Annotated in this window: 16 protein-coding genes and 1 tRNA gene; 13 read left to right on the top strand and 4 right to left on the bottom strand. The window is 68.3% G+C overall.

Going from position 1 to position 21823, the window contains the following annotated elements:
- Positions 1-77 precede the first annotated feature (77 nt).
- The gene (gene ilvD, locus AZC_RS18155; RefSeq protein WP_012172053.1) at positions 78-1931 is read left to right on the top strand and encodes a dihydroxy-acid dehydratase; all 1854 of its coding nucleotides are present in this window, start codon (positions 78-80) and stop codon (positions 1929-1931) included.
- An 84-nt stretch (positions 1932-2015) separates the two neighbouring features.
- On the opposite strand, the gene AZC_RS18150 is transcribed toward ilvD, so the two are convergent.
- On the bottom strand, positions 2016-2543 hold the full coding sequence (locus tag AZC_RS18150) for a CVNH domain-containing protein (protein WP_081434039.1): 528 nt from the start codon (positions 2541-2543) through the stop codon (positions 2016-2018).
- 283 nt (positions 2544-2826) lie between these two features.
- On the opposite strand from AZC_RS18150, the gene AZC_RS18145 reads away from it, so the two are divergent.
- Complete coding sequence (locus tag AZC_RS18145; protein ID WP_012172051.1) at positions 2827-4368, top strand: cache domain-containing protein; 1542 nt, start codon at positions 2827-2829, stop codon at positions 4366-4368.
- A 156-nt stretch (positions 4369-4524) separates the two neighbouring features.
- Entirely contained in the window at positions 4525-5064 is a 540-nt protein-coding gene (locus AZC_RS18140; RefSeq protein ID WP_043879561.1) for a hypothetical protein, read from the top strand.
- A gap of 45 nt (positions 5065-5109) precedes the next feature.
- Here AZC_RS18140 and AZC_RS18135 read toward each other — a convergent pair whose 3' ends face one another.
- Positions 5110-5637, bottom strand: coding sequence for a hypothetical protein (locus tag AZC_RS18135; RefSeq protein WP_043880485.1), 528 nt, complete (start codon positions 5635-5637; stop codon positions 5110-5112).
- Between the two features lie 134 nt (positions 5638-5771).
- Positions 5772-6029 carry a hypothetical protein gene (locus tag AZC_RS18130; RefSeq protein ID WP_043879560.1) on the bottom strand — a complete coding sequence of 86 codons (258 nt, stop codon included), beginning with the start codon at positions 6027-6029 and terminating at the stop codon, positions 5772-5774.
- Positions 6030-6370: 341 nt separating this feature from the next.
- Between AZC_RS18130 and AZC_RS18125 the strand changes: the two genes are divergently transcribed.
- The 5 genes from AZC_RS18125 (at position 6371) to AZC_RS18105 (ending at position 14994) form a co-directional block, all read left to right on the top strand.
- Positions 6371-7570 (top strand): MFS transporter, encoded by a 1200-nt coding sequence (locus AZC_RS18125; RefSeq protein ID WP_043880484.1) that lies wholly within the window; start codon positions 6371-6373, stop codon positions 7568-7570.
- Between the two features lie 258 nt (positions 7571-7828).
- A complete protein-coding gene (locus tag AZC_RS18120; protein ID WP_043879559.1) occupies positions 7829-8443 on the top strand; it encodes a hypothetical protein in 615 nt (204 codons plus the stop codon).
- Positions 8444-8623: 180 nt separating this feature from the next.
- A complete protein-coding gene (locus AZC_RS18115) occupies positions 8624-10189 on the top strand; it encodes an MFS transporter (protein ID WP_158304135.1) in 1566 nt (521 codons plus the stop codon).
- On the top strand, positions 10189-11451 hold the full coding sequence (locus AZC_RS18110) for a glycosyltransferase (RefSeq protein ID WP_012172044.1): 1263 nt from the start codon (positions 10189-10191) through the stop codon (positions 11449-11451). Before AZC_RS18115 ends, AZC_RS18110 begins: the two co-directional genes overlap by 1 nt.
- Before the next feature lie 66 nt (positions 11452-11517).
- Positions 11518-14994, top strand: a complete 3477-nt coding sequence (locus AZC_RS18105) for a bifunctional cytochrome P450/NADPH--P450 reductase (protein WP_012172043.1) — start codon at positions 11518-11520, stop codon at positions 14992-14994.
- A 107-nt stretch (positions 14995-15101) separates the two neighbouring features.
- On the opposite strand, the gene AZC_RS18100 is transcribed toward AZC_RS18105, so the two are convergent.
- Positions 15102-15176, bottom strand: a tRNA-Thr gene (locus tag AZC_RS18100).
- 389 nt (positions 15177-15565) lie between these two features.
- Here AZC_RS18100 and AZC_RS18095 point away from each other — a divergent pair.
- From AZC_RS18095 to AZC_RS18075, 5 genes are all read left to right on the top strand, one after another.
- Positions 15566-16732, top strand: a complete 1167-nt coding sequence (locus tag AZC_RS18095; RefSeq protein ID WP_012172042.1) for an ABC transporter ATP-binding protein — start codon at positions 15566-15568, stop codon at positions 16730-16732.
- 16 nt (positions 16733-16748) lie between these two features.
- Positions 16749-17660, top strand: coding sequence for an ABC transporter permease subunit (locus tag AZC_RS18090; protein WP_043880483.1), 912 nt, complete (start codon positions 16749-16751; stop codon positions 17658-17660).
- A complete protein-coding gene (locus AZC_RS18085) occupies positions 17657-18472 on the top strand; it encodes an ABC transporter permease (RefSeq protein WP_012172040.1) in 816 nt (271 codons plus the stop codon). The genes AZC_RS18090 and AZC_RS18085 overlap by 4 nt, the downstream gene beginning before the upstream one ends.
- Before the next feature lie 171 nt (positions 18473-18643).
- Positions 18644-20590 carry an acyltransferase family protein gene (locus AZC_RS18080; RefSeq protein ID WP_052285986.1) on the top strand — a complete coding sequence of 649 codons (1947 nt, stop codon included), beginning with the start codon at positions 18644-18646 and terminating at the stop codon, positions 20588-20590.
- A gap of 186 nt (positions 20591-20776) precedes the next feature.
- Positions 20777-21796 (top strand): TRAP transporter substrate-binding protein, encoded by a 1020-nt coding sequence (locus tag AZC_RS18075; RefSeq protein ID WP_043879557.1) that lies wholly within the window; start codon positions 20777-20779, stop codon positions 21794-21796.
- Positions 21797-21823: the final 27 nt, after the last annotated feature.

The raw sequence follows: 21823 nt of genomic DNA, 5'->3' as shown, positions 1-21823 counted from the left end.
TGCCTGAATTCGCTCTAAGACAGCCGTTATAAAATTGCGCAGAGCGCCCCCGAACAGGACATAAAGGTACCGAGGACATGCCCGCTTATCGTTCCCGCACCAGCACCCATGGCCGCAACATGGCCGGAGCCCGTGGCCTCTGGCGCGCCACCGGCATGAAGGACGGGGATTTCGGCAAGCCGATCATCGCGGTGGTGAACTCCTTCACCCAGTTCGTGCCCGGCCATGTGCACCTGAAGGATCTCGGCCAGCTCGTGGCCCGCGAGATCGAGAAGGCCGGCGGCGTCGCCAAGGAGTTCAACACCATCGCGGTGGATGACGGCATCGCCATGGGCCATGACGGCATGCTCTATTCGCTGCCGTCCCGCGAGATCATCGCCGACAGCGTGGAGTACATGGTGAACGCGCACTGCGCCGACGCCATGGTCTGCATTTCCAATTGCGACAAGATCACCCCCGGCATGCTGATGGCCGCCATGCGCCTCAACATCCCGGCCGTCTTCGTCTCCGGTGGCCCCATGGAGGCCGGCAAGGTGCTCCTCTCCACCGGCGAGAAGAAGGTGGACCTGATCGACGCCATGATCGCCGCCGCCGACGATCGCGTGTCGGACGAGGACGTGAAGGTGATGGAGCGCTCCGCGTGCCCCACCTGCGGCTCCTGCTCGGGCATGTTCACCGCCAATTCCATGAACTGCCTCACCGAGGCCCTCGGCCTCGCCCTGCCGGGCAACGGCTCCGTGCTCGCCACCCATGCGGACCGCGAGCGCCTGTTCGTGGAGGCTGGCCACCTCGTGGTGGACCTCGCCCGCCGCTATTACGAGCAGGACGATGCGGGCGTGCTGCCGCGCACCATCGCCAGCTTCAAGGCGTTCGAGAATGCCATGACGCTCGACATCTCCATGGGCGGCTCCACCAACACGGTGCTGCATCTGCTCGCCGCCGCCAATGAGGGCGAGGTGCCCTTCACCATGGCGGACATCGACCGCCTGTCGCGCAAGGTGCCGGTGCTCTGCAAGGTGGCGCCCGCGGTCGCCAACATCCACATGGAAGACGTGCACCGCGCGGGCGGCATCATGGGCATCCTCGGCGAACTCGACCGCGCCGGCCTGATCCACACCGACCTGCCCACGGTCCACGCGCCGTCCATGAAGGATGCGCTGGAGCGCTGGGACGTGACGCGCACGAAGGCCGAGAGCGTCACCACCTTCTATCGCGCAGCGCCCGGCGGCGTGCCGACCCAGGTGGCCTTCAGCCAGTCCCGTCGCTGGGACGATCTGGACACGGACCGCGCCAGCGGCGTCATCCGCGATTTCGAGCACGCTTATTCCAAGGACGGCGGCCTCGCCGTGCTGTTCGGCAACATTGCCGAGGATGGCTGCATCGTGAAGACGGCGGGCGTGGACGCTTCCATCCTGAAGTTCACGGGCCCGGCCCGCATCTTCGAGAGCCAGGATGCGGCGGTGGAGGCGATCCTCGCCAACGGCAAGATCAAGGCCGGTGACATCGTGCTCATCCGCTACGAGGGACCGCGCGGCGGTCCCGGCATGCAGGAGATGCTCTACCCGACCTCCTATCTGAAGTCGAAGGGCCTCGGCAAAGCCTGCGCTCTGGTGACGGACGGGCGCTTCTCGGGCGGTTCCTCGGGCCTGTCCATCGGCCACGTGTCGCCGGAAGCTGCCGAGGGCGGCGCCATCGGCCTCGTGGAAGAGGGCGACACCATCGAGATCGACATCCCCAACCGCCGCATCCACCTCGCCATCTCGGACGAGGAAATGGCCCGCCGCCGTGCGGCCATGGAGGCCAAGGGCGACGCAGCCTGGAAGCCGAAAGACCGCCAGCGCGTGGTCTCGCAGGCGTTGCAGGCCTATGCCGCCCTCACCACCTCCGCCGCCCGCGGCGCGGTGCGCGACGTGAAGTCCCTGCGGCGCTGATTGCAAATGCAAACGGCTCCCGAAAGGGAGCCGTCCAGGATGGTGTTTAAACCCGCCGGAACGCATGTTCCGGCGGTTTTTTTGTCAGCGGTTGCAGACCAGATTGCCGCCCATGTTGCCGATGTCGCCCTTGCAGCCCGGCACATAGAGCTGCGTGTTGCGCCACTGGTTGCGGCCGTTGTTGCAGCTCGCGCGCAGCCAGCCGCCGGAGAAGTCCTGCACCTGGCAGGAGGCGCGGTAGGAGCCCGGCGGCAGATTGTTCCGCGGCGGGGGCGGAGGCGGGGGGGCATAGCCGCCGCCACCACCGTTCCAGCCACCACCGCCGCCATTCCATCCGCCGCCGCCGCCGCGACCGCGCTCGCAGGCGAGATTGCCGTCGAGATTCTGGATGGCGCTCACACAGCTGAGAAAGTTCGGAAGACGGGTGGGGAACCATTCGCCGTTGCGGGCCCGGCACATCGCCACGAGATCGACGCCGCGGGAAACCCGCACGTCGTTGCACGAGCGCAGATAGGGGCCAGAGGGCACCGACTGGGCCGCAGCGATCTGCGGAGCCGCCACCGACAGGGAGAGCCCTCCCAGCACCAAGAGAGCAAAACGTCTCAAACTCATCCCGAGCCTCCAACTGCGGCGCGCAGCGCCGATGCGTCTGTTTAGCCTGCCGCGCGTCAACAAAGAAGAGCGGAACTTCTCGACGAAATGATGGATGCGCCAAGCAATGCCGACATTCAGCTGCGGCAGGTGCGTCTTCGCCGGCCGGTATAGCGCCGTTTGCACAGACTGTTTCTTCAGAGTGAACAAGGGCATGCCGCTTTGCGAAAAGTCGAGCCGGCATCCTTGGCGGAATGCGGCGTGGGCCTTACGCTATGCTTCTCCGGGGAGGGAGGGGCAGTGAATGGGCCGATCTTGGCGCGCGGACGCCTTGTTCCGGCGTGGCCGGCGCGCGTTTGCGGCGGCCGCGGCGCTGACGATCCTTCTCACGGCGCTCTCCGCCGTCCTCATCGACCGGGAAGTGGAACTGGGGCGGGCGCGGGATCTGCTGGACCGGCGCGTGCTGGCGGTGAGCGAGCACATGGCGACGCTGGTGCGGACGCTGGACCTCGCGCTTGAACTGACGCTGACCCAGATCCCGCGGCAGGATCTCGCCCAGGCCCGCAACGACGCCAGCCTGCATGACCTTCTGGCCCGCCTGCGGGAGCGGATGCCGACCCTCGAATCCGTTTTCGTGGTCGACGGAGAGGGCAAGCTCGTGGCCTCGAGCCGTGCCTTTCCGATCCCGCCCTATGACATGCGCCAGCGGGAATATTTCCGGGCCTACCGCAATGGCGAGACCGGCCTTTTCCTCAATGAGCCGGCCCGCGGGCAGGTTTCGCGGACCGAGAATTTCGTCGCGACCCGTCCGATCCTGAGCGACGGCGTTCTGCGGGGTGCGGTCGGGGTCGCCGTCCTGCCGCAGGTGCTGGTGAGCCTCTACGGGCGGATGGTGGGAGATGCGCCCCTGCTCATCGCCCGCACCGATGGCGTCGTGCTGCTGCGGACCGACGGGGCCCGGATGATCGAGCGCCTGCCGGAGCAGAACGAGATTCTCCGGCAGGCCAAGGCGGCGAGCGCGGGCATCTTCACAGGCACGTCGCTGACAGGGGGAGACCGGGCGCTGCATGCCTTCCGCGTGTTGGCCGCCCCCGATCTCGTCATCGCGGTCGCGGCACGCCAGTCGGAAGTGCTCGCGGCATGGCGGAAGCACGCGCTCTGCATCGGAGCGCTCGCTCTCCTTGCGATGGCCGCTCTGGCTGCGGTCGCCTTTCTGCCGCGGGGCCGGGTGGAGGCGGCGGAGACGCCGCCGCCGGAGCCCGTCATGGCCCCGGATCTTGCGCTCTTGGATCTGCTCGTTCTGCGCCTGCGGGCCGCGCTCTCGACGGGGGCGGGGGAGGCGGCCTTGCGCGAAACCGATATCATCGCGGCGGTGCTGGCGGCGGCCCGAGGTTCGCCGGCTGCCGCAGGCGAAGCGGAGGTGGGCGAGGTGTTGGGGGACGTGGCCGGTCTCGCCACCGCCGCGGGGTTGCCCGACCTGACCCTTCAGGAAACGCGCGATGCCGCGCACCTCACCGTGCACCTGAGCCCGGCGCCGCTGGGTGCCGCCCTGCTCGATGTGGTTCTGGGGATGGCCCGCGCCGCGCCGGAACTTGCGCGGATCGGCGCGACCGTCTCCTTCGCCTGCGTCGGGGGCGACGAGCCGGGGGATCGTCTGCCTGGAACCTATGCGTGCGTCGGTCTCGCGGGCCTCACGGATGCCGGCGGAGCGCAGGCGTTTGCGCTGGGGCGCGCCATCGTGGAGGGCGCCGGCGGCGCGGTTGTGGAAAGACGATCGGCAGGTCTGTGGCGGGTGGAACTGTGGCTGCCTCTCGTTCAGCAAGCCTCGGAGGTTCCCGTCGCCTAGGCGCCGGGGCGGCGCGTTCCGTCATCCGGCTTCGCGGCGCCGGCAAAAGGCGGTATAGGGCGGACGGGGCATTTCAGATGACGGCGGGAAACGGATATGCGTAGGCCGAACCTGGGGTCTTTGGGCGCGGGCGTCTGTGGGGCGATGATGGGCCTGATGGGGTGGGGCCTTCTTGCCGGTGTCCCCGCCGCCGCGGCGCCGCAGAGCCCGTCCAAATGCCTCTCGTCCGACGGCTTCCTGGTGATCCATCGCGACAGCACGCTCGGTCCGGGCAGCGACATTCTGGTGCGCCCCGTTCCGGCTGGCGCCGCCGCGCCCGAGTGCGTCTATAAGAAGACGCCCGGCGACGTGGAGGTGAGCAGCCCGAACGAAGCGGATTACGTGGTGGGGGCGGCTGGACGCTTCCTCGTCATGGACCGCGGCACCGGGCCGAGCCGCAACCTCGTCATCTATGACATGGCGGCCCGCAAGCCTGTCCTCACCCAGGCCTATGACGGCGAGACGCCGGTAAAGATCACGGCCGAAGCCGTGACTTTCTCCGCCATCGTCGGCCCGGCGACCGCCAAGACCTGCCCGAAGTTTCAGGAATACACCAAGCAGGGCCTGACGCCTGTGCTGACCAGCGAGACCTCCGTGCGCCTGCCGTCGCTCGCCCGCACCAGATCCGCCGCCACCCGCTGCGCGGCGCAGCAATAGGTCCGCTGTGCGGCGGCGCAGCCGGTTCGAGCCGGAGTGCGGTGTTCAGCGCTCGGTGAAGAAGGTCATCAGCACCTTGCCGCCTTCGCCGGTCAGGCAGAGGAAGCGGTGGACCTTGTCGGTCTTGTCGCGCTGGATATAGGCCTCGCCCATCATGACGCCGATCACCTTCGTGTTGCCGACCATGGTGTCGGCCTGCGCGACGGTGAGGCCGTCCATGTCGATGAAGATGTCCTCCACCGACGGTGAGCGGTTCTTGAGGATGCCGAGGGCCTTCTGCTTGCAGGCCATGACGAGCGTGGTGTCGTTCACCACATCCGGCTCGGCTGCCTTGTCGTTGCCGCCGCTCTTGCCCGGCTTGTCCATCCGCTGTGAGCGCTCTGCGCTGCCCGGGCCATCCGCCGAAGGCGTGGCGGCGGGCGGCGTAGCTGGCGCCGGTGTCGGCGCGGCCGCCGGCGTGCCCGGCTGATGCGCTTCCGGCTGTGCCGGGTTCTGAGGCTGGGCCTGGGCGGGCAGGCCGCCGGCCACAGCGAGCGACAGCAGCGCCGCGAGGCGAAGAGCGGGAGTGGTCATCTGCGGCACGGGCACCTCCATCGCCGGGGGGAGCGAAGCGGCTCCCGTCTCAGGTCGATGGGACAACGCCCGAGCCCGCGTTTGGTGCCCTCATCCAGCCCTCAGGGTTAATGCAGCGCCGGTCGCCCGCGGCTTCAGGCCTTGTCTTCGCCGCCCTCGTCCCCGTCGAGGTCCTCGTCGTCCGAGGGGGCGATCAGCTTGTCGAGGGAGGCCATGATCTCGTCGCCGATGGCCTCGATCTCTTCCGTGGAAAGCGCCGGGTTGCAGGGCAGCACGTAACGCTCCTCGCCCTCGTCGGTCTCCAGATCGAGGATGAGCGCGCTGCCCAGATCCTCGGGATGAATGAAATTCATGCGCAGGCCGGTAAGGATGCGGGCCTTGATCTCGGACATGGGAGGCTCCTGAAACGTCGTCCGGGCGGCGAGGGCGGATGGGGGCGCCGCACAGCCCGGCGAGTGCTCTAGCGGAGTTGCGCGGCCGATGGCACTCAAATCTGCCGGGACCGTCTGCAGAGGTGTCTTTTCCGTTTGACGGACGGGGGAGACGCAGGCCGCTGCGCTGCGTGCCGGGCGCAGGCGTCGTTCGGGCGGTCTGCAATTTCAGGCGGTGGCGAGGCCGGGCGGGCCGTGTTAGCTGAGCCTCCCCAGACTGCCCATCAAGGGTGCAGGCGATTCTCGGCCTGTTTTTTCATCATGTCCTCCGCCTTCCGGTTCCGCTCAGCGGGACGCCGACCATGACCGCAGCCAGCCCCGCCGCTGTGCCCCTGTTCCGCCTCGTGCCCGCGCTGGGCGTGGTGCAAATCTTCGCGTGGGGATCGTCCTTCTACCTGCTGGCGGTGCTCGCCCAGCCCATTGCCGCCGATACCGGCTGGCCTCTGCCCTGGGTGGTGGGCGCGCTCTCGATCGGCATGCTGGTGGCGGGGCTGATTTCGCCCGCTGTGAGCACGCGCATCGCGCGCAGCGGCGGGCGTTCCGTGCTGGCGGCGGGCTGTCTGCTCATGGCGCTGGGCCAGGTGCTCATCGGCCTTGCCACGTCGCTCCCCGTCTTCATCGGCGGATGGGTGGTCATCGGCCTCGGCATGGGGGCCTGCCTTTATGATGCGGCCTTTGCCGCGCTGGGGCGGCTGTTCGGCCTTGCTGCGCGGCCGGTCATTACCCGCCTCACCCTGTGGGGCGGCTTTGCCAGCACGCTGTGCTGGCCGGTGTCGAGCTTTCTGGAGCATCAGCTCGGCTGGCGCGGCACCTGCTTTGCTTATGCCGCCATCATGGGCCTCCTGTGCGTGCCTCTGGTCCTCTTCGCGTTGCCGGCGCCCGCGCCCCCGGCTACAGGTTCTGCCGACGATACGCCCGGCCGGACATCCGCGCCGCTCCGTCTGACCGGCATCGACCAGCTGAAATTCATCCTGCTCGCCAGCACCATCACCTTGTGCGGGGCCACCTCGGCGGCCATTTCGCAGCATCTGCTCACCGTCCTCCAGTCGCAGGGGCTGACGCTGGCCCAGGCGGTGTCCATCGCCATGCTGCTGGGCCCGGCCCAGGTTGCCTCCCGCCTGCTGGAGATGGCCGGCGGCGGGCGCTATCACCCCTTGTGGACCTTGGGCATCGCCGTGGTGATGATGAGCCTCGGCCTCACGCTGCTGGCCCTCGGCTTTGCCTGGCCGGGGCTGGCGCTCGTCTTCTACGGGCTGGGCACGGGCGTCTATTCCATCGCCCGCGGCACGGTCCCCCTCGCGGTGTTCGGCCCCGAGCGCTATGCCCCCGTGATCGGCCGCATCGCCCGGCCGAACCTCATCCTGCAAGCGCTGGCCCCGTCCGGCGCGGCCTTTCTGCTGACCCGCTTCGGCGCCGCCGCCATGCTGGATGTGCTGGTGGCGGCCATGATCGTCAGCCTCGCGGTGCTTGCGGGCCTCTCCGTTCTTGAGCGGCGCGCGTGAGGGGGTAGTCGTCCCGTTGAGGCTGTTTGACGGGGCGGATCGCCCGGGATCTGGCGGGTTGTGGGCGTCTGCTTTGCAGGCTGTCTGATTAAAAGATTGACCTTTGCGTCACATTGTACCGTTCTATCCGCTGTAAGCTGAGCGCGGCGGGTTGTTGCAGCCACCTGCCGGGGGTGTGGTCCGACAGCGGGAGATTGGCCGATCGGGTCGGTTGCGCGTCATCGGATCGGCTTCTCGGCGATCGGCGGGGGATTGAGGATGGAAGGCATCTCCACGCGGCGCGTGGTGCAATGCGTCGTGGTTGTCGCGGTGGCCATGGCCGCTGCCGGTTTCGTCCGCGGCATACCGGCGACGGCGGACGGCTGGATCGACTTTTCCGGCTCGGTCATCTGCGGCCTGTTCACCGTTCTGGCCGGCGCCCTGATCTGGAAGGCCGCGCGCCATCAGTCCGAGATTTCGCTCCAGGAACTCATTGCGACCGATGAATTCCATTTCCGGCGCGACCGCATCACGTCGGCCGACTTTGCCGCGCGGACGCAGGAGGCCAAGACGCTGGTGCATTCCGCGCGCCTCGAGGTCGAGGCCAATGCCAGCAGCGAGGCGATCGGCACGCTCGCGCTCGATGTTGAGCATGCGCTCCTGCCCATCATCTGCGTGGAGAACAAGTTTCTGCGCTATGTGATGAGATATGACCTCGATCGCCTCGCCTGGCTCGCCTCGGCCATCCGCCATGAAGGTTCGGCGCCCGATGGCAAGAAGACCTCGCTCGCCCGCATCCTCGCCGAATGCGAACGCCTGTTGAACGGCATCGACGCGAAGACCCGCCGCCTGACGCAGATCGCCAGCCCGTCCATGCTGAAATACGCGGTCTAGGAGCCGCCCGCTCTGGCATCTGCAAGTCGTAGAGGGCGTCTCCGGCCGGTGCCATGCCTGGAGACCCGGCGATAATTGACCCCACCGCCCCGCAGCCCTGTACAAGCTGGGCCGCGCGCGGGACAATTGGCCTCATGTTACCGTTTTGACATGTATTCCGCTGTCAGGACGGCCGTTCACATGAGGGCTCGCGGGATGGGCGTCGGGTCGATCGACAGCCGGCAGCGCTGGTGCACCGTCTTCGCGGCGGCTGGCGCGCTCGGCATGATCATGATCGACGCCACCGGCACCGCCGTGGCGCTGCCCTCCATCCAGCGGGACCTGGTGCTGAGCCATGGCGCCCAGCAATGGATCATCACCCTCTACGCCCTCACCGTGGCGGTGGCCATCGCCACAGGTGGCCGGCTGGCCGATGTCTATGGCCGTGCGCGGGTTTTCCGCGTCGGTGTGATGCTGTTCGCGTTCGGCTCAGTGGTGAGCGGGCTTGCGGTCAATCTGCCCATGCTGCTGTGCGGGCGCACCCTTGAAGGACTCGGCAACATCCTGATGGCGCCGGCGGCGGCGCTGCTCGCCACCGAGGCGTTCGGCCCCACGGAGCGCGGGCGGGCGATGGGGCTTTACAGCGGCCTCGGCGGGCTTGCCATGGTCATCGGCCCCATCGTCTGCGGGGCGGTGGTGCAGGTGGGCGGCTGGCGCTGGGCCTTCTTCGTCAATCTGCCGCTGGCCCTTGCCGTCCTGCTTCTGCTGCGCGCTGCGGGCCCGGCCGCCGCGAGCCCGCGCAGCGGTACCTTCCGGCCCGCACACAGCCTGCTTCTGGTGGCGGCGCTCGGCCCCATCGTGCTGGGTCTCCAGGAGAGCCATGCCTGGGGCTGGACCTCGCCGCTCACGCTCTCGCTGATCGCCATCGGGGCTTTGCTGCTGGTGCTGTTCGTGGCCACGCAGGCGCGGGCGGCGGACCCCTTGGTGGATGTGCGCCTGTTCACACGGCGGCAGTTCTGTGCCGATGGCCTTGTCCTGTTCTGCGCCCAGTGTGCCATCATCGGGCAGTCGGCCTATGGCGCCATCTATCTGCAACGGGTGCTGCATTTCGCGCCGCTGCAATCCGGCCTCGCCATGCTGCTGTTCCTCGGCCCCATGATGGTGTGCGCCCCGCTCTCGGGCGTGCTGTATGACCGCCATGGCGTGAAGGTGCCGGTGGTGGCGGGCCTCACGCTGGCGACCCTCGGCTTCGTGCTGGAGGTTCATGCGCTGCCGCGCATGGATTTCCTCTATATGGCGCCTGCCCTGGTGATGCTGGGTGCCGGCATGGGCCTCGCCCTGTCGCAGACCTATACGGACGGCACCGCGCAGGTCGCGGAAAGCCACCGCGGCCGGGCCTTCGGCGCCCTCGATACGGTGCGCCAGCTCGGCGGCGCCATCGGCATGGCGGCCATCGGCACCGTCGTTGTGGCGCTGGAGCGCGGCCGTGTCCTTGCCATCGCGGCAGAAGCGGCCCCGGAGGGGGCGGCGCGGGCGCAGCTCGAAGCCCTCATGGCCGACGCCGCCTATGGCAAGGACGAGGCGGTACGCACGCTGGCGGAGCAGTGGCCAGCGGTTGGTGCGGCCCTGCGGCTCAGCGCCGCCCGAAGCATCTCTGAGGGCTATTACGTGGGAGCTGCAATGCTGGCGCTCGCCCTGTGCGCCGCCGTGCTGGTGATGCGCCGCCCGCCGCACGCGCCCCGCGAGATCGCCAAGGGAGCCTCCTGATGCGCATCCTCTTCGCTTCCCTCGGATCGCTGGGCGATCTCTTTCCCATGCTCGCCATGGCGCAGGCCCTGCGGGCGCGGGGGCACACACCGGCCATTGCCGCCCCCGCCGCCTATGAGGCGCGCATCACCGCGCTCGGGCTGCCGTTCCATCCCCTGCGGCCCGATTTCCCGCCCGAGGTGCTGACCTACATTTTCGGCGACCCGGTGCACGGCGGAAAGCGCCTGCTCGCCGAGACCATCTTTCCCCATGCGCGCGAAACCTATGCGGACCTGCTCGCCGCCGCACAGGGCGCGGACGCGATGGTGGTGGGGGAACTCATCTATGTGGCGCCCCTTGTGGCGGCCAAGCTCGGCCTGCCATGGGCCAATGCCATGCTCGCCCCCACCACGCTGATGTCGGCGCTCGACCCGTGCGTGCTCACCCGCTTTCCGGCCGCCTATCACCTGCGCCATCTCGGCACCTGGCCGCAGCGGCTGCTGTTCCGGCTCATGCGCCGCGCCACCAACGCCTGGGCGCAGCCCCTGCTGGCGCTTCAGGAGGAACTGGGCGTGCACACCGGCAACATCATCTTCGAGGGCAAGTTCTCGCCCCATCTGGTGCTGGCGCTGTTTTCCCCTGCCTTCGGCGCGCTCCAGCGGGACTGGCCGGCGGCCTCGGTGCAGACGGGCTTCCCCTTCCTTGCGCAGACCCCGTCGCCCGAGACGGCCGCACGCATCGAGGCCTTTCTGGCGGCAGGTCCGGCACCGGTTGTCTTCACGCTCGGCACCACCGTCGTGCATCTGGCTCAGGATTTCTATCAGGTGGCGGCCGATACGGCGCTCGCCCTCGGCCGGCGGGCCATTCTCCTCATGGGCAAGAACCCGCCGCCCCGCGCCCCGGCGGATCAGGTGCTGGCACTGGACTATGCCCCCCACGGGAGCCTGTTCCCCCATGCGGCGGCGGTGGTGCAGCATGGCGGGGTTGGCGGCTGCGCCGAGGCGCTGCGCGCGGGCGTGCCCGTCCTGACCATCCCGGTCGGTTTCGACCAGCCGGACAATGCCGAGCGCCTGCGCCGCATGGGCGTCGGCGCGGTGCTGTCCCACACGCGCGTCAACCGGGAGACCCTGGAGCGCAGCCTCGCCGCCGTCCTCACCGATGCTGCCATGGCCGCCCGCGCCAAGGCGGTGGCCGCATCCATGGACACGGAAGCGGACATGGGCCACACGGTGGACGCCATCGAAGCCATGGTCCGCCGCGCCCAAGCCCGTTCCGGCGTCTGACGCCATGCCGCCGCTTTCGCCATCGCTGCCCGCGAAGGGGCTCTGCGAAGCCCCGATGGAGACACCATGTCCGAGACCTCGACGCCTCCGGCCCTGAAGAGCGTGGACCTCGGCCTTGCGGCCGGCACCGTCCGGGTCGGCTGGTTTCCGGGCGCGAGCCGGGAGGCGGTGCTGGCCGCCGTGCGCGGGGCGGCGGGCCTCTCGGGCGAGACCGCTTTCCATGTGGAGACGGCGGATGGGGTCACCATCGCCCTTGATGACAGCGTGCCTGCCGGCACGCGGCTGCGGCTGGTGGTTCAGGGCGAGGTGCCGTCTTCAGCTGCCCCGGCGCTCCACCGGCCCGTGCCCGGCCCCAAGCCCTATCCCGTCGTCGGCAACCTGCCCGAACTGCACAATGCCGAGGGTCTCGTGGCGGCGGTGGATGCCCTGCACGCCAAGCACGGCGAATTCTTCGCGTTTCAGGTGGGCGGCAAGCGCGCCTATTTCTGCTCGGACGCCGACATCATCTCGGAGATGTGCGCCGCGCCCGATGTGTTTGCCAAGCTGGTGGAGGGACGCGGCGGCCTCGGGAATCTGGCCGAGAAGAGCGTCGGCAGCGCGCTGTTCACGGCGAGTGACAATGATCCGCTCTGGCACCAAGCTCATCGCATCCTCGCCCCGGCCTTCGGCGCCACGGCGCTGAAGAACTATTACGGCCGTATCGTCGAGGTGGCCGACGACCTGCTCGACCATCTCGACCGCCTCGCGCCCGGCGAGAGCTTCCTCGCCACCGACCTGATGACGCGGATGACCTTCGAGGCCATCTCCTATGCTGCCTTCAACCGGCGCTACGGGGCCATCGATTCCCCCGCGCTTCCGGCCTTCGTGGAGGCCATGAACGTGGTGCTCACGGACGCCATGGCCGAGCCCAAGCGCCTGCTGCCGGAGGTGTTCTATCACGAGGCCCGCAAGACCCGCGCGGCCGCCGACAAGATCATGCTGGAGGAGGTGGAGACCATCATCGCCGAGCGCCGCTTCGCCATGGCCGCAGGCGCGCCGGTGCCGACCGATCTGCTGCAGGTGATGCTCACCACGCCTGATCGTGTGACGGGGCAGAAGCTGCCCGACGACAATATCCGCGGCCAGCTCATCGTGCTGCTCATCGCCGGGCACGAGACCACCTCCGGCATGCTGGCCTATGCGCTCTATCACCTCTGGAAGTATCCCGAGACGATGGAGAAGCTCATTGCCGAGGTGGACGAGGTGCTGGGCCGGGACTTCTCCTACAAGCCCACCTATGAGGACGTCGGCCGGCTCGCCTACACCCAGCGGGTGCTGAAGGAGGCGCTGCGCCTCTGCCCGCCGGTGCCCATGTTCCCGCGCTATGTCACCCGCGATGCGACCGTTGGCAACGGCCGCTATGACCTGAAGGCGGGCGAGCGCATCTTCGTCTCGCTCTCGGCCATGCAGAAGAACCCGCGCTTCTGGGGCGCGGATGCGCTGGTCTTCCGCCCCGAGCGCTTCGGGCCGGAGGAAGAGAAGCACCACCATCCCCATGCCTACCACCCCTTCGGCATGGGCGCGCGCTCGTGCATCGGCTTCCAGTTCGCTCTGGTGGAAGCCAAAATGGTGCTGGCCCGCTTCATCCAGCGCTTCACCGCGCGTCCCAAGGATCCGCATTACGTGCTGTGCCACAAGCAGGCGCTCACCGTGAAGCCGGACCATCTGGATATGCTGCTGGAGCGCCGGCCGGAGGTGAAAGGACGCTTTCCGGTCCGCACTGAGGCTCCCAAGACGCAAGGGGCGCCCCTGGCGGTGGCGCAGGCCGGCGGGCGGCCCATGCGCGTGCTCTATGGATCGAACATGGGCGGCTGTCGGGATATCGCGCTCAGCCTCGCCCAGCAGGCGGGCGCACGGGGCTTTGCCGCGACCGTGGCGGAACTGGACGAGCAGGTGGGCCAGCCGTGGCTCACCGACGGGCCTGTGGTGATCGTCACCTCCACCTATAATGGCACGCCGCCGGACAATGCCGCCCGCTTCGCCAAATGGCTCGAGACTGCGCCCGCTGGCGTTTGCGCCGGTGTGCGGCACGCCGTGCTCGGCTGCGGCAACACCCAATGGCACCAGACCTTCCAGAAATTCCCGAAGACCATTGCCTCGGGCCTTGCCGCGCTCGGCGGCACGGCCCTGCTGGACGAGGGCACCGCGGATGCGGCGGGCGATTACGAGGCGGCGGTGGAGGGCTGGACCGCCGCCCTCTGGCCGGCGCTTGAGGCCGCCTTCGGCGGTGCGGCTGGTGCAGCCGTGATTGGTAGCGCCGAGGCAGCCGCGGAGGCCCCGGCGGTGAAGGTGGAGGTGGTGAATTTCGCAGGCGCGGCCACCGGTGCCGCGCCCCGCACCGGCACCCGGCTCGACCAGGGTGCGCAACTGTCTCGCATACGGGTCAATCGCGAACTGCTGTCCCCTGGCGCCCAGGGCTCGACCCGCCATATCGAAATCCCGCTGCCGGCCGGCACCTCCTATGCCGCCGGCGATCATCTCGCCGTGTTCCCGGTCAATCCGCCGGCTCTGGTCGCCGCCGCCGCTGCCCGCTGCGGCCTTGCGCCAGAGACGCAGGTGCTGCTGACCGCCCTGCATCCGGATGCCGCCAGCGAAGCCGGATTGCCCTTCGGCGTGCCGGTGAGCGTCGGCGAACTGCTGGCTGAGCACGTGGACCTTGCCGGCCCCGTCACGCGGCGTGATCTTCGGGCCTGGGCGCAGGCGGCGCAATGCCCGCCCGACCGGGCGCGGATCGCCGGCTGGCTCTCCGATTTTCCCAGCGCCGTGGCCGAGGCGAAGCCGCGCATGGAAGACCTGCTGGCGCAGGTGCCTTCCGTGCAGCTCGACCTTGCCGCCCTGCTCACCGTGCGCCCGGCGCTGAAGCCGCGCTATTATTCCATCTCCTCTTCGCCCTTGATGTCGCCGGATGCGTGCGCGCTCACCGTGGGCGTGCATCAGTTCACCACCGCCGACGGCGTGCGCCATGACGGCCTGTGCAGCAGCTATCTCGTGAGCTGCGGGGAGGACGCGCCGGTGCGCGTGCTTGTGAAGGATACGGGCAGCACGTTCCACCTTCCGGCTGATCCTGCGGTGCCGCTCATCCTGGTGGGGCCGGGCACCGGCCTTGCGCCCCTGCGCGGCTTCATTCAGGAGCGCCATGCCCTGCGGGCGCAGGGGCGTGCCACAGGCCCGGTGCTCCTCTTCTTCGGCTGTCGGGACGATGGCGATTATCTCTATCGCGAGGAACTGGAGGCCTATCGCGACGAAGGCACGCTGAGCCTTCTGGCGGTGGGCTTCTCCCGCCGGCCGGGCACGCCCCGGACCTATGTGCAGGATCTGCTGCGGACCCATGGTGATGCGGTGCGCGAACAGGTGGCGGCCGGCGCCTCCATCCTTATCTGCGGCAATGCCCGCACCATGGCGCCCGACGTTCACGCGGCCTTTTTGGAGCTTCTCGGGGCCGGTGCGGTGGCGGAACTGGAGGCCGGCGGTCGCTATCTGCAGGACGTATGGGCCTCCTCCTGACGCCGGGAAGGGGGCTCTGCGCGGGCAGGCATGGCGGTGAATAGGGGTACCGACCGCGGAGAATTCCGCGCCGGTTCAACACGCTCATCGATTTTCAAGCTGAAAGCTGGTGCTGCGAGAGAGGATTGAACTCTCGACCTCTCCCTTACCAAGGGAGTGCTCTACCACTGAGCTACCGCAGCGCAGGATCATGTCGTTCTGCCGGCTATGAATGCCGTGTGCAGGGACTGATCATCCGGCCCGCGTCGCCAGAGCGCTGCGAGCGCGCTGTACCTGCCATAAGCCGGCGGGGTGTGCAAGCCCGAGGGGGGAGAAGCTCGCGCGAAGCTGTGGTCAACTCCGCCGCCCCCGCGCGCGCGGCCATGTGGCGCAAGGGTTTTCGCGGGATTTGCCAAAGCGGCGGGATTTTTGACCGAATGGCTCGGAGAGTCCCGGTCGTCCACCTGGGCTTTCCGGCACGGGCCGGGTGCGCACATTCTGCGGGACGCCCACCATTTGGGCCTGCTCAGAGCTTGAGCGACGCGCGATGCGGGGATAGCCTCATTCCCAGCGCAATAGGGCGGGGGCTCGGATGGCGGCGGACAAGGCACGGACCCAGATCATCGGCGCCGTTCGGCGCTCCTTTGCCCCCTGGGACGATCCGGCCGCCAAGCCGCTCATCCGCTTCGAGACCGTGGTCAAGCGCTTCGGCGCGTTCACCGCCGTCGATCGCGTCAGCCTCGACATTTATGAGCGCGAGTTCTTCGCGCTGCTGGGGCCATCGGGCTGCGGCAAGACCACCCTCATGCGCATGCTCGCCGGATTCGAGCCGCCGACCGAGGGGCGAATCCTGCTCGCCGGAGAGGACATTTCCGCCATGCCGCCCTACCGGCGGCCGGTGAACATGATGTTCCAGTCCTATGCGCTCTTCCCGCACATGAATGTGTGGGACAACATCGCCTTCGGCCTGCGGCAGGACAAGATGTCGAAGGCAGACATTGCCGCCCGGGTTGAGGAGATGCTGGCGCTGGTGAAGCTCGAACCCTTCGCCAAGCGCAAGCCCCATCAATTGTCCGGCGGCCAGCGCCAGCGCGTGGCGCTCGCCCGCTCCGTGGCCAAGCGGCCGAAGGTACTGCTGCTGGACGAGCCGCTGACGGCGCTCGACAAGAAGCTGCGCGAGGAAACCCAGTTCGAGCTCATGGACCTGCAGATGACGCTGGGCATGACCTTCCTGATCGTCACCCATGATCAGGAAGAGGCCATGACCGTGGCGGATCGCATCGGCGTCATGAATCAGGGGCAGCTCGTCCAGGTGGCGCCGCCGGCGGTGATCTACGAGCAACCCGCCACGCGCTACATCGCCGACTTCATCGGCGACGTGAACGTGGTGGAGACGAAGGTCGCGGCGGTGGCTCCGGACGGTGTCACGCTTGGCTGCGAGAAGACCGCCTATCCCATCCGCATCGCCCAGAGCGTGGACGTGAAGCCCGGCGACAGCGCCTGGCTCGTCATCCGCCCCGAGAAGCTGCGCATCGCGCTGGAGCCGCCGGTTCCTGCCGAGAGCAACATCTTCGAGGGCAAGGTGTGGGACATCGGCTATCTGGGCGATCTGTCCATCTATCACGTGGAACTGGCCTGCGGCACGCGCATCAAGGTCTCCAAGCCCAATGTCTCGCGCCTCGTGGAGCGTCCCATCACGTGGGACGACAAGGTGTGGGTCAGCTTCGCGCCCGACGCGGGCGTGGTGCTGACGCACTGAGGAGGCGCCCGTGGCCCTGTCCAATTCCAATCGCTGGGGACGTCGGCTGGTGATCGCCGTGCCCTACGTGTGGCTGCTGGCGCTGTTCCTCGTGCCCTTCCTCATCGTGCTGAAGATCAGCCTCTCGCAGGATGTGATCGCCCAGCCGCCGTATGCGCCGGTGTTCGATCTTTCCGCCGGCTGGGCCGCGTTCAAGGAGGCGCTCGCCCAGCTCTCCTTCGCCAATTACGGCTATGTGCTCTCCTTCGATAACGAGTTCATCGCCGCTTATGGCTCCAGCCTCGTCATCGCCGGCATCTCGACGGTGCTATTGCTGCTGGTGGGCTATCCCATCGCCTATGGCATGGCGTGCGCGCCCAAGGGCCTCCAGCCGACGCTGCTGATGCTGGTGATCCTGCCCTTCTGGACCTCCTTCCTCATCCGCGTCTATGCGTGGATCGGCATCCTCTCGCCCGAAGGCTTCCTCAATCAGGGGCTCATGGCGCTGGGGCTCATCGACCAGCCGCTGGAGATCCTCAACACCGATCTCGCGGTCTATATCGGCATCGTCTATTCCTACCTGCCCTTCATGGTGCTGCCGCTCTATTCGGCGCTGGAGAAGCTCGACGGCACTCTGCTGGAAGCCGCGCAGGATCTCGGCTGCACGCCGCTGAAGGCCTTCTGGACCATCACCTTCCCGCTGTCCCTGCCGGGCGTCGCGGCGGGCGCGCTGCTGTGCTTCATCCCGGCGGTGGGCGAGTTCGTGATCCCGGACCTGCTGGGCGGCTCGGACACGCTCATGATCGGCAAGTCGCTCTGGACCGAATTCACCGTCAACCGCTCCTGGACCGCCTCCTCGGCGGTGGCGGTGCTGCTGCTGGTGGTGCTCGTGGTGCCGATCGTCATCTATCAGAACATCCAGGCGCGCCAGCTGGAGGCGGGACGATGAGCGGACGCCTCTCCTGGTTCAATGTCACCGCGCTGGTGCTGGGGTTTGCCTTCCTCTACATCCCCATCCTGCTGCTGGTGCTCTATTCCTTCAACGCCTCGCGTCTCGTCACCGTGTGGGCCGGCTTCTCCACCCAGTGGTATGCCTCGCTGCTGGAGAACGACCAGCTTCTCGACGCCTTCTGGGTGACGCTGCGGGTCGCCTTCCTGTCCTCGCTGGCGGCCACCGTGCTCGGCACCATGGCGGCCCTCGCGCTCACCCGCTACGGGCGCTTCTTCGGCCGCACCCTCTTCTCCGGCATGACCTATGCCCCGCTGGTGATGCCGGAAGTCATCACCGGTCTGTCGCTGCTGCTGCTGTTCGTGGCGGTGGGGATGGAGCGCGGTTTCTGGACCATCACGCTCGCCCACATCACCTTCACCATGTGCTTCGTGGCGGTGGTGGTGCAGTCGCGCCTCGTGACGTTCGACCGTGCGCTGGAGGAAGCGGCGCAGGACCTCGGCTGCCCGCCGGTGAAAACCTTCTTCGTGGTCACGCTGCCGCTCATCCTGCCGGCGGTGGTGTCCGGCTTCATGCTGGCCTTCACCCTGTCCATGGATGACCTCGTCATCGCCAGCTTCACCACCGGCCCCGGCGCCACCACGCTGCCCATGCGCATCTATTCGCAGGTGCGCCTCGGCGTGACGCCGGAGATCAATGCCATCTGCACCATCCTCATCGGCATCATCGCCGTCGTGGTGCTGGCGGCCTCCATCCTAACCAAGCGGCAGGAGGCGCAGCGGCGCATGGAGGAGCAGGCCGCCCTTCGGTAAAGGTTCGGCCTGCGGGGCGCCGACCCCGCCGTGTCCTGTGCCCGTGTGCACACGCCGGCGGCGCAAAATGCGGCGCGCGGCGCGGCCGCCCCCGAAAGTGCCGCCCCGGTGGTGGCCATGGGCAGCACATCCCGCTAGGGTCCGCCCCGTGTGGGGATCCTCTTAGGCATCATGAAGTATCGGTCGGATATCAGCGGCCTCCGCGCGCTCGCGGTGGTGCCGGTCGTCGTTTTCCATTTCAACGAGGCGTGGCTTCCCGGCGGCTTTGTCGGCGTCGACATCTTCTTCGTCATCTCCGGTTACCTCATCACGGCGATCCTCGCCGGTGATCTGGCGCAGGGCCGCTTCAGCCTGCTGCGCTTCTATGATCGCCGCCTGCGCCGCATCGTGCCGGCCTTCGCCGCCGTCGCGCTGGTGACCGCGCTCGTCAGCCTCTTCATCCTGCCGCCGGTGCTGCTGAGCGGTTTCGGCGCCTCGCTGCGGGCCGCCTCCATCTTCTTCGCCAACCGCTATTTCCTCTCGGTGACGCACTATTTCGGCGCGGCGCCGGACGAGGTGTTCCTGCTGCACACCTGGTCGCTGTCGGTGGAGGAGCAGTTCTATCTCGGCTGGCCGCTGCTGCTGGCCGCCCTGTTCCACCCGCGGCTCAAGCGCTGGCTGCCCCATATCGTCGGGACGCTGATCCTCGTCTCCCTCTTCGTCGCCACCCGCAATGCGGTGCAGCGGCCGGTGACGGCCTTCTACAATTCCAACGGCCGCTTCTGGGAACTGATGCTGGGCGCCTGGCTCGCGCTCGGCTACGTGCCGCGCCTGAACCGGATCTGGGCGGAAGTGGCGGCGGCCGTGGGCCTTGCGCTCATCGTCGCAACGCTGGTGTTGTTTGATCCCAGCCGCATCATCTTTCCCGGCCTCAGCGCGCTCGTGCCGACGCTGGGTGCAGCCCTGCTGCTGTGGTCGGGCGAGGAGGGGCGGCGGACGCTGGTGGGGCGTATCCTCTCCTTCGCGCCCATCGCCGGCATCGGGCTCATCTCCTACTCGCTCTATCTGTGGCACTGGCCCATCATCGCCATCCATCGCTATCTCACCTTCCGGACCCCGACGCCGCTCGAATGCGTGCTGCTGTTCGCGGTGATGATCGCCGTCTCGGCCTTCTCCTGGCGCTTCATCGAAAACCCGTTCCGCCACACGGTGCGCGTGCCGACCCGCCGGATGGAATGGCGCGGCGTCGCGACCGGTGTCGCGATGCTGGCGCTGCTGGTCGGCATCGGCACGCTCTTCACGGCCACCGGCGGGCTGCCGGCGCGGGCGACGGCCGGCTTCCTGAAGTCCGAAGCCATCGTGAACACCTTCTGGCGGGGCCGCGAAGCCTGCCTTCTGGGACGCACGAGCGACCGCGAGCGGGACTGCCGTTTCGGCGCCTCGGCGCCCGACGCACCGCTCTTCGTCCTGTGGGGGGATTCTCAGGCAGACCAGCACGGGCCGGGCCTCGATCGGGTGGCGCGCGAGGTGGGCATGAGCTTCCTCCAACTCACCCGTACAGGCTGCGCGCCGCTGGCCCCGGAGACCGGCGGGGGCGCCCTACAGAGCCGCGAGACGATCGACTGCAATGCCTTTCGTGCCGAGGCGCTGAAGCGGATCATCGAGGATCCCAAGGTCCGCTTCGCCGTCATCGCCGGCCGCTGGACCAATGAGCCCGCCCTCGGCCCGGCCATGGCGCGCCTGAAAGCGGCCGTGGACCAGATCACCGCCGCCGGCAAGCCGGTGCTGCTCGCCGCCCCCATCGGCGCCTTTGCCAATGGCGGCGGCCGCTGCATCGTGCGGCGCGGCTTCATGGGTCTCGACGACGCCATGTGCGGCCTCTCCCGCATCACCTCCGACGCGCAGGCGCAGCCGACCGAGGATGCCTTGCGCGCCATTGCGGCAAACACGCCCGGCGTGACGCTCTTTGTGCCTCGTCCGCTGTTCTGCGACGAGACGGCGTGCCATCCCCGCAAGGATGACGTGCCGCTCTATTTCGACGGTGATCATCTGAATGTGGAGGGATCGCTGTTCCTGGCGCCGGCCTGGAGGAGCGCGTTGGAGAAGGCCGCGGCGGCGGTATCCCGTCCGGGGTCGTGAGGCTCGGCGGCAATCACAGATGTTGGCGTTTTTCGTCTTCCCTCATCGGTTGTCGAAAAATGCATGAGCCGGCGCCGCAGATGCATCTCGTGAGTTGATCCGCCGCACCATTTGCCGTCCTCTTGCAGTGGGGGAGAGCGCCGGGGCGCCGTTCCGGCTGATTGCTTGCTGATCAGGAGTTCTTTGATGACCTTGTCGATCCTCCGCGCGGCGGGTCTTGCCTTTCTTGTAGCCGGCGGGTTGAACGCCGCTGCCTTTGCCCAGTCCGCTCCGCCGGCCAAGTCCGAGCCGGTCGTGTGGGAGCTGATTGACGAATATCCCGCCTCTGCCATTCCGGGGCAGGCGGACGCCACCTTTGCGGCGGCGGTCGAGAAGGCGACGGGCGGCAAGCTGGTGATCCAGCCCATCCCCGATGCCAAGTCCGGCCTGCGCTCACGCGAGCAGCTGAAGGCGGTGAGCGAGGGACGCTTCGCCATGGCCGACAGCTTCGGCGGGGCGCTGGCCGAGGACAGCCCGCTGTTCCTCCTGTCCTCGCTGCCCTTCCTCACCGCCTCCGCCGACGAGGCGCGCCAGCTCTATGTGGCCGCCCGCCCGCTCTATGAGGCGGAATTCGCCCGGCGCGGGCAGAAACTGCTGTTCGTGACACCCTGGCCGCCTTCGGGCATCTGGTCGGCCGAGGCGGTCTCCAGCCCGGCGGCGCTCAAGGCGCTCAAGATCCGCACGTATGACCAGACCGGCGCGGAGCTTTTTGCCGCCACCTCCACCCGCGCGGCGGTGGTCTCCTTTTCCGACCTGATGCCCAAGCTCAAGACCGGCGAGTTCAATGCCGTGCTCTCCTCGGGCGACGGCGGCGCGGGGCGTGAGCTCTGGGTGCATGTGCGCCACTTCTCCCAGATCACCTATGCGGTGCCGCTGAGCTTCGGCACCGTCTCGCTCACCGCCTGGAACGCGCTTGATCCGCAGACGCAGGCGGCGGTGCTGCGCGCCGGCGAGGAGACGACGCAGGCGCAGTGGAAGGCCATGGAAGGGCGGGTCGCCGCCAACTACCAGCGCATGCGGGAAAATGGCGTCGTCATCGACGAAGCCCCGCCCGCGGCGGTCATGGACCTGCTGCGCACGGCGGCGTCCAAATCCATCGTGCGCTGGCGCACGACCGTGACGCCGGAAGCGGCGGCGGTGCTGGACACCTTCGCGGCGACCCGCTGACCGGCGGGCGCCGCGCGCAACCACACG

Origin of the sequence: Azorhizobium caulinodans ORS 571 (assembly GCF_000010525.1) — a bacterium.
In the GTDB taxonomy this organism is placed as follows: domain Bacteria; phylum Pseudomonadota; class Alphaproteobacteria; order Rhizobiales; family Xanthobacteraceae; genus Azorhizobium; species Azorhizobium caulinodans.
Note: the sequence above shows the minus strand (reverse complement) of the source record. Positions and strands in the feature narration are given on the sequence as shown.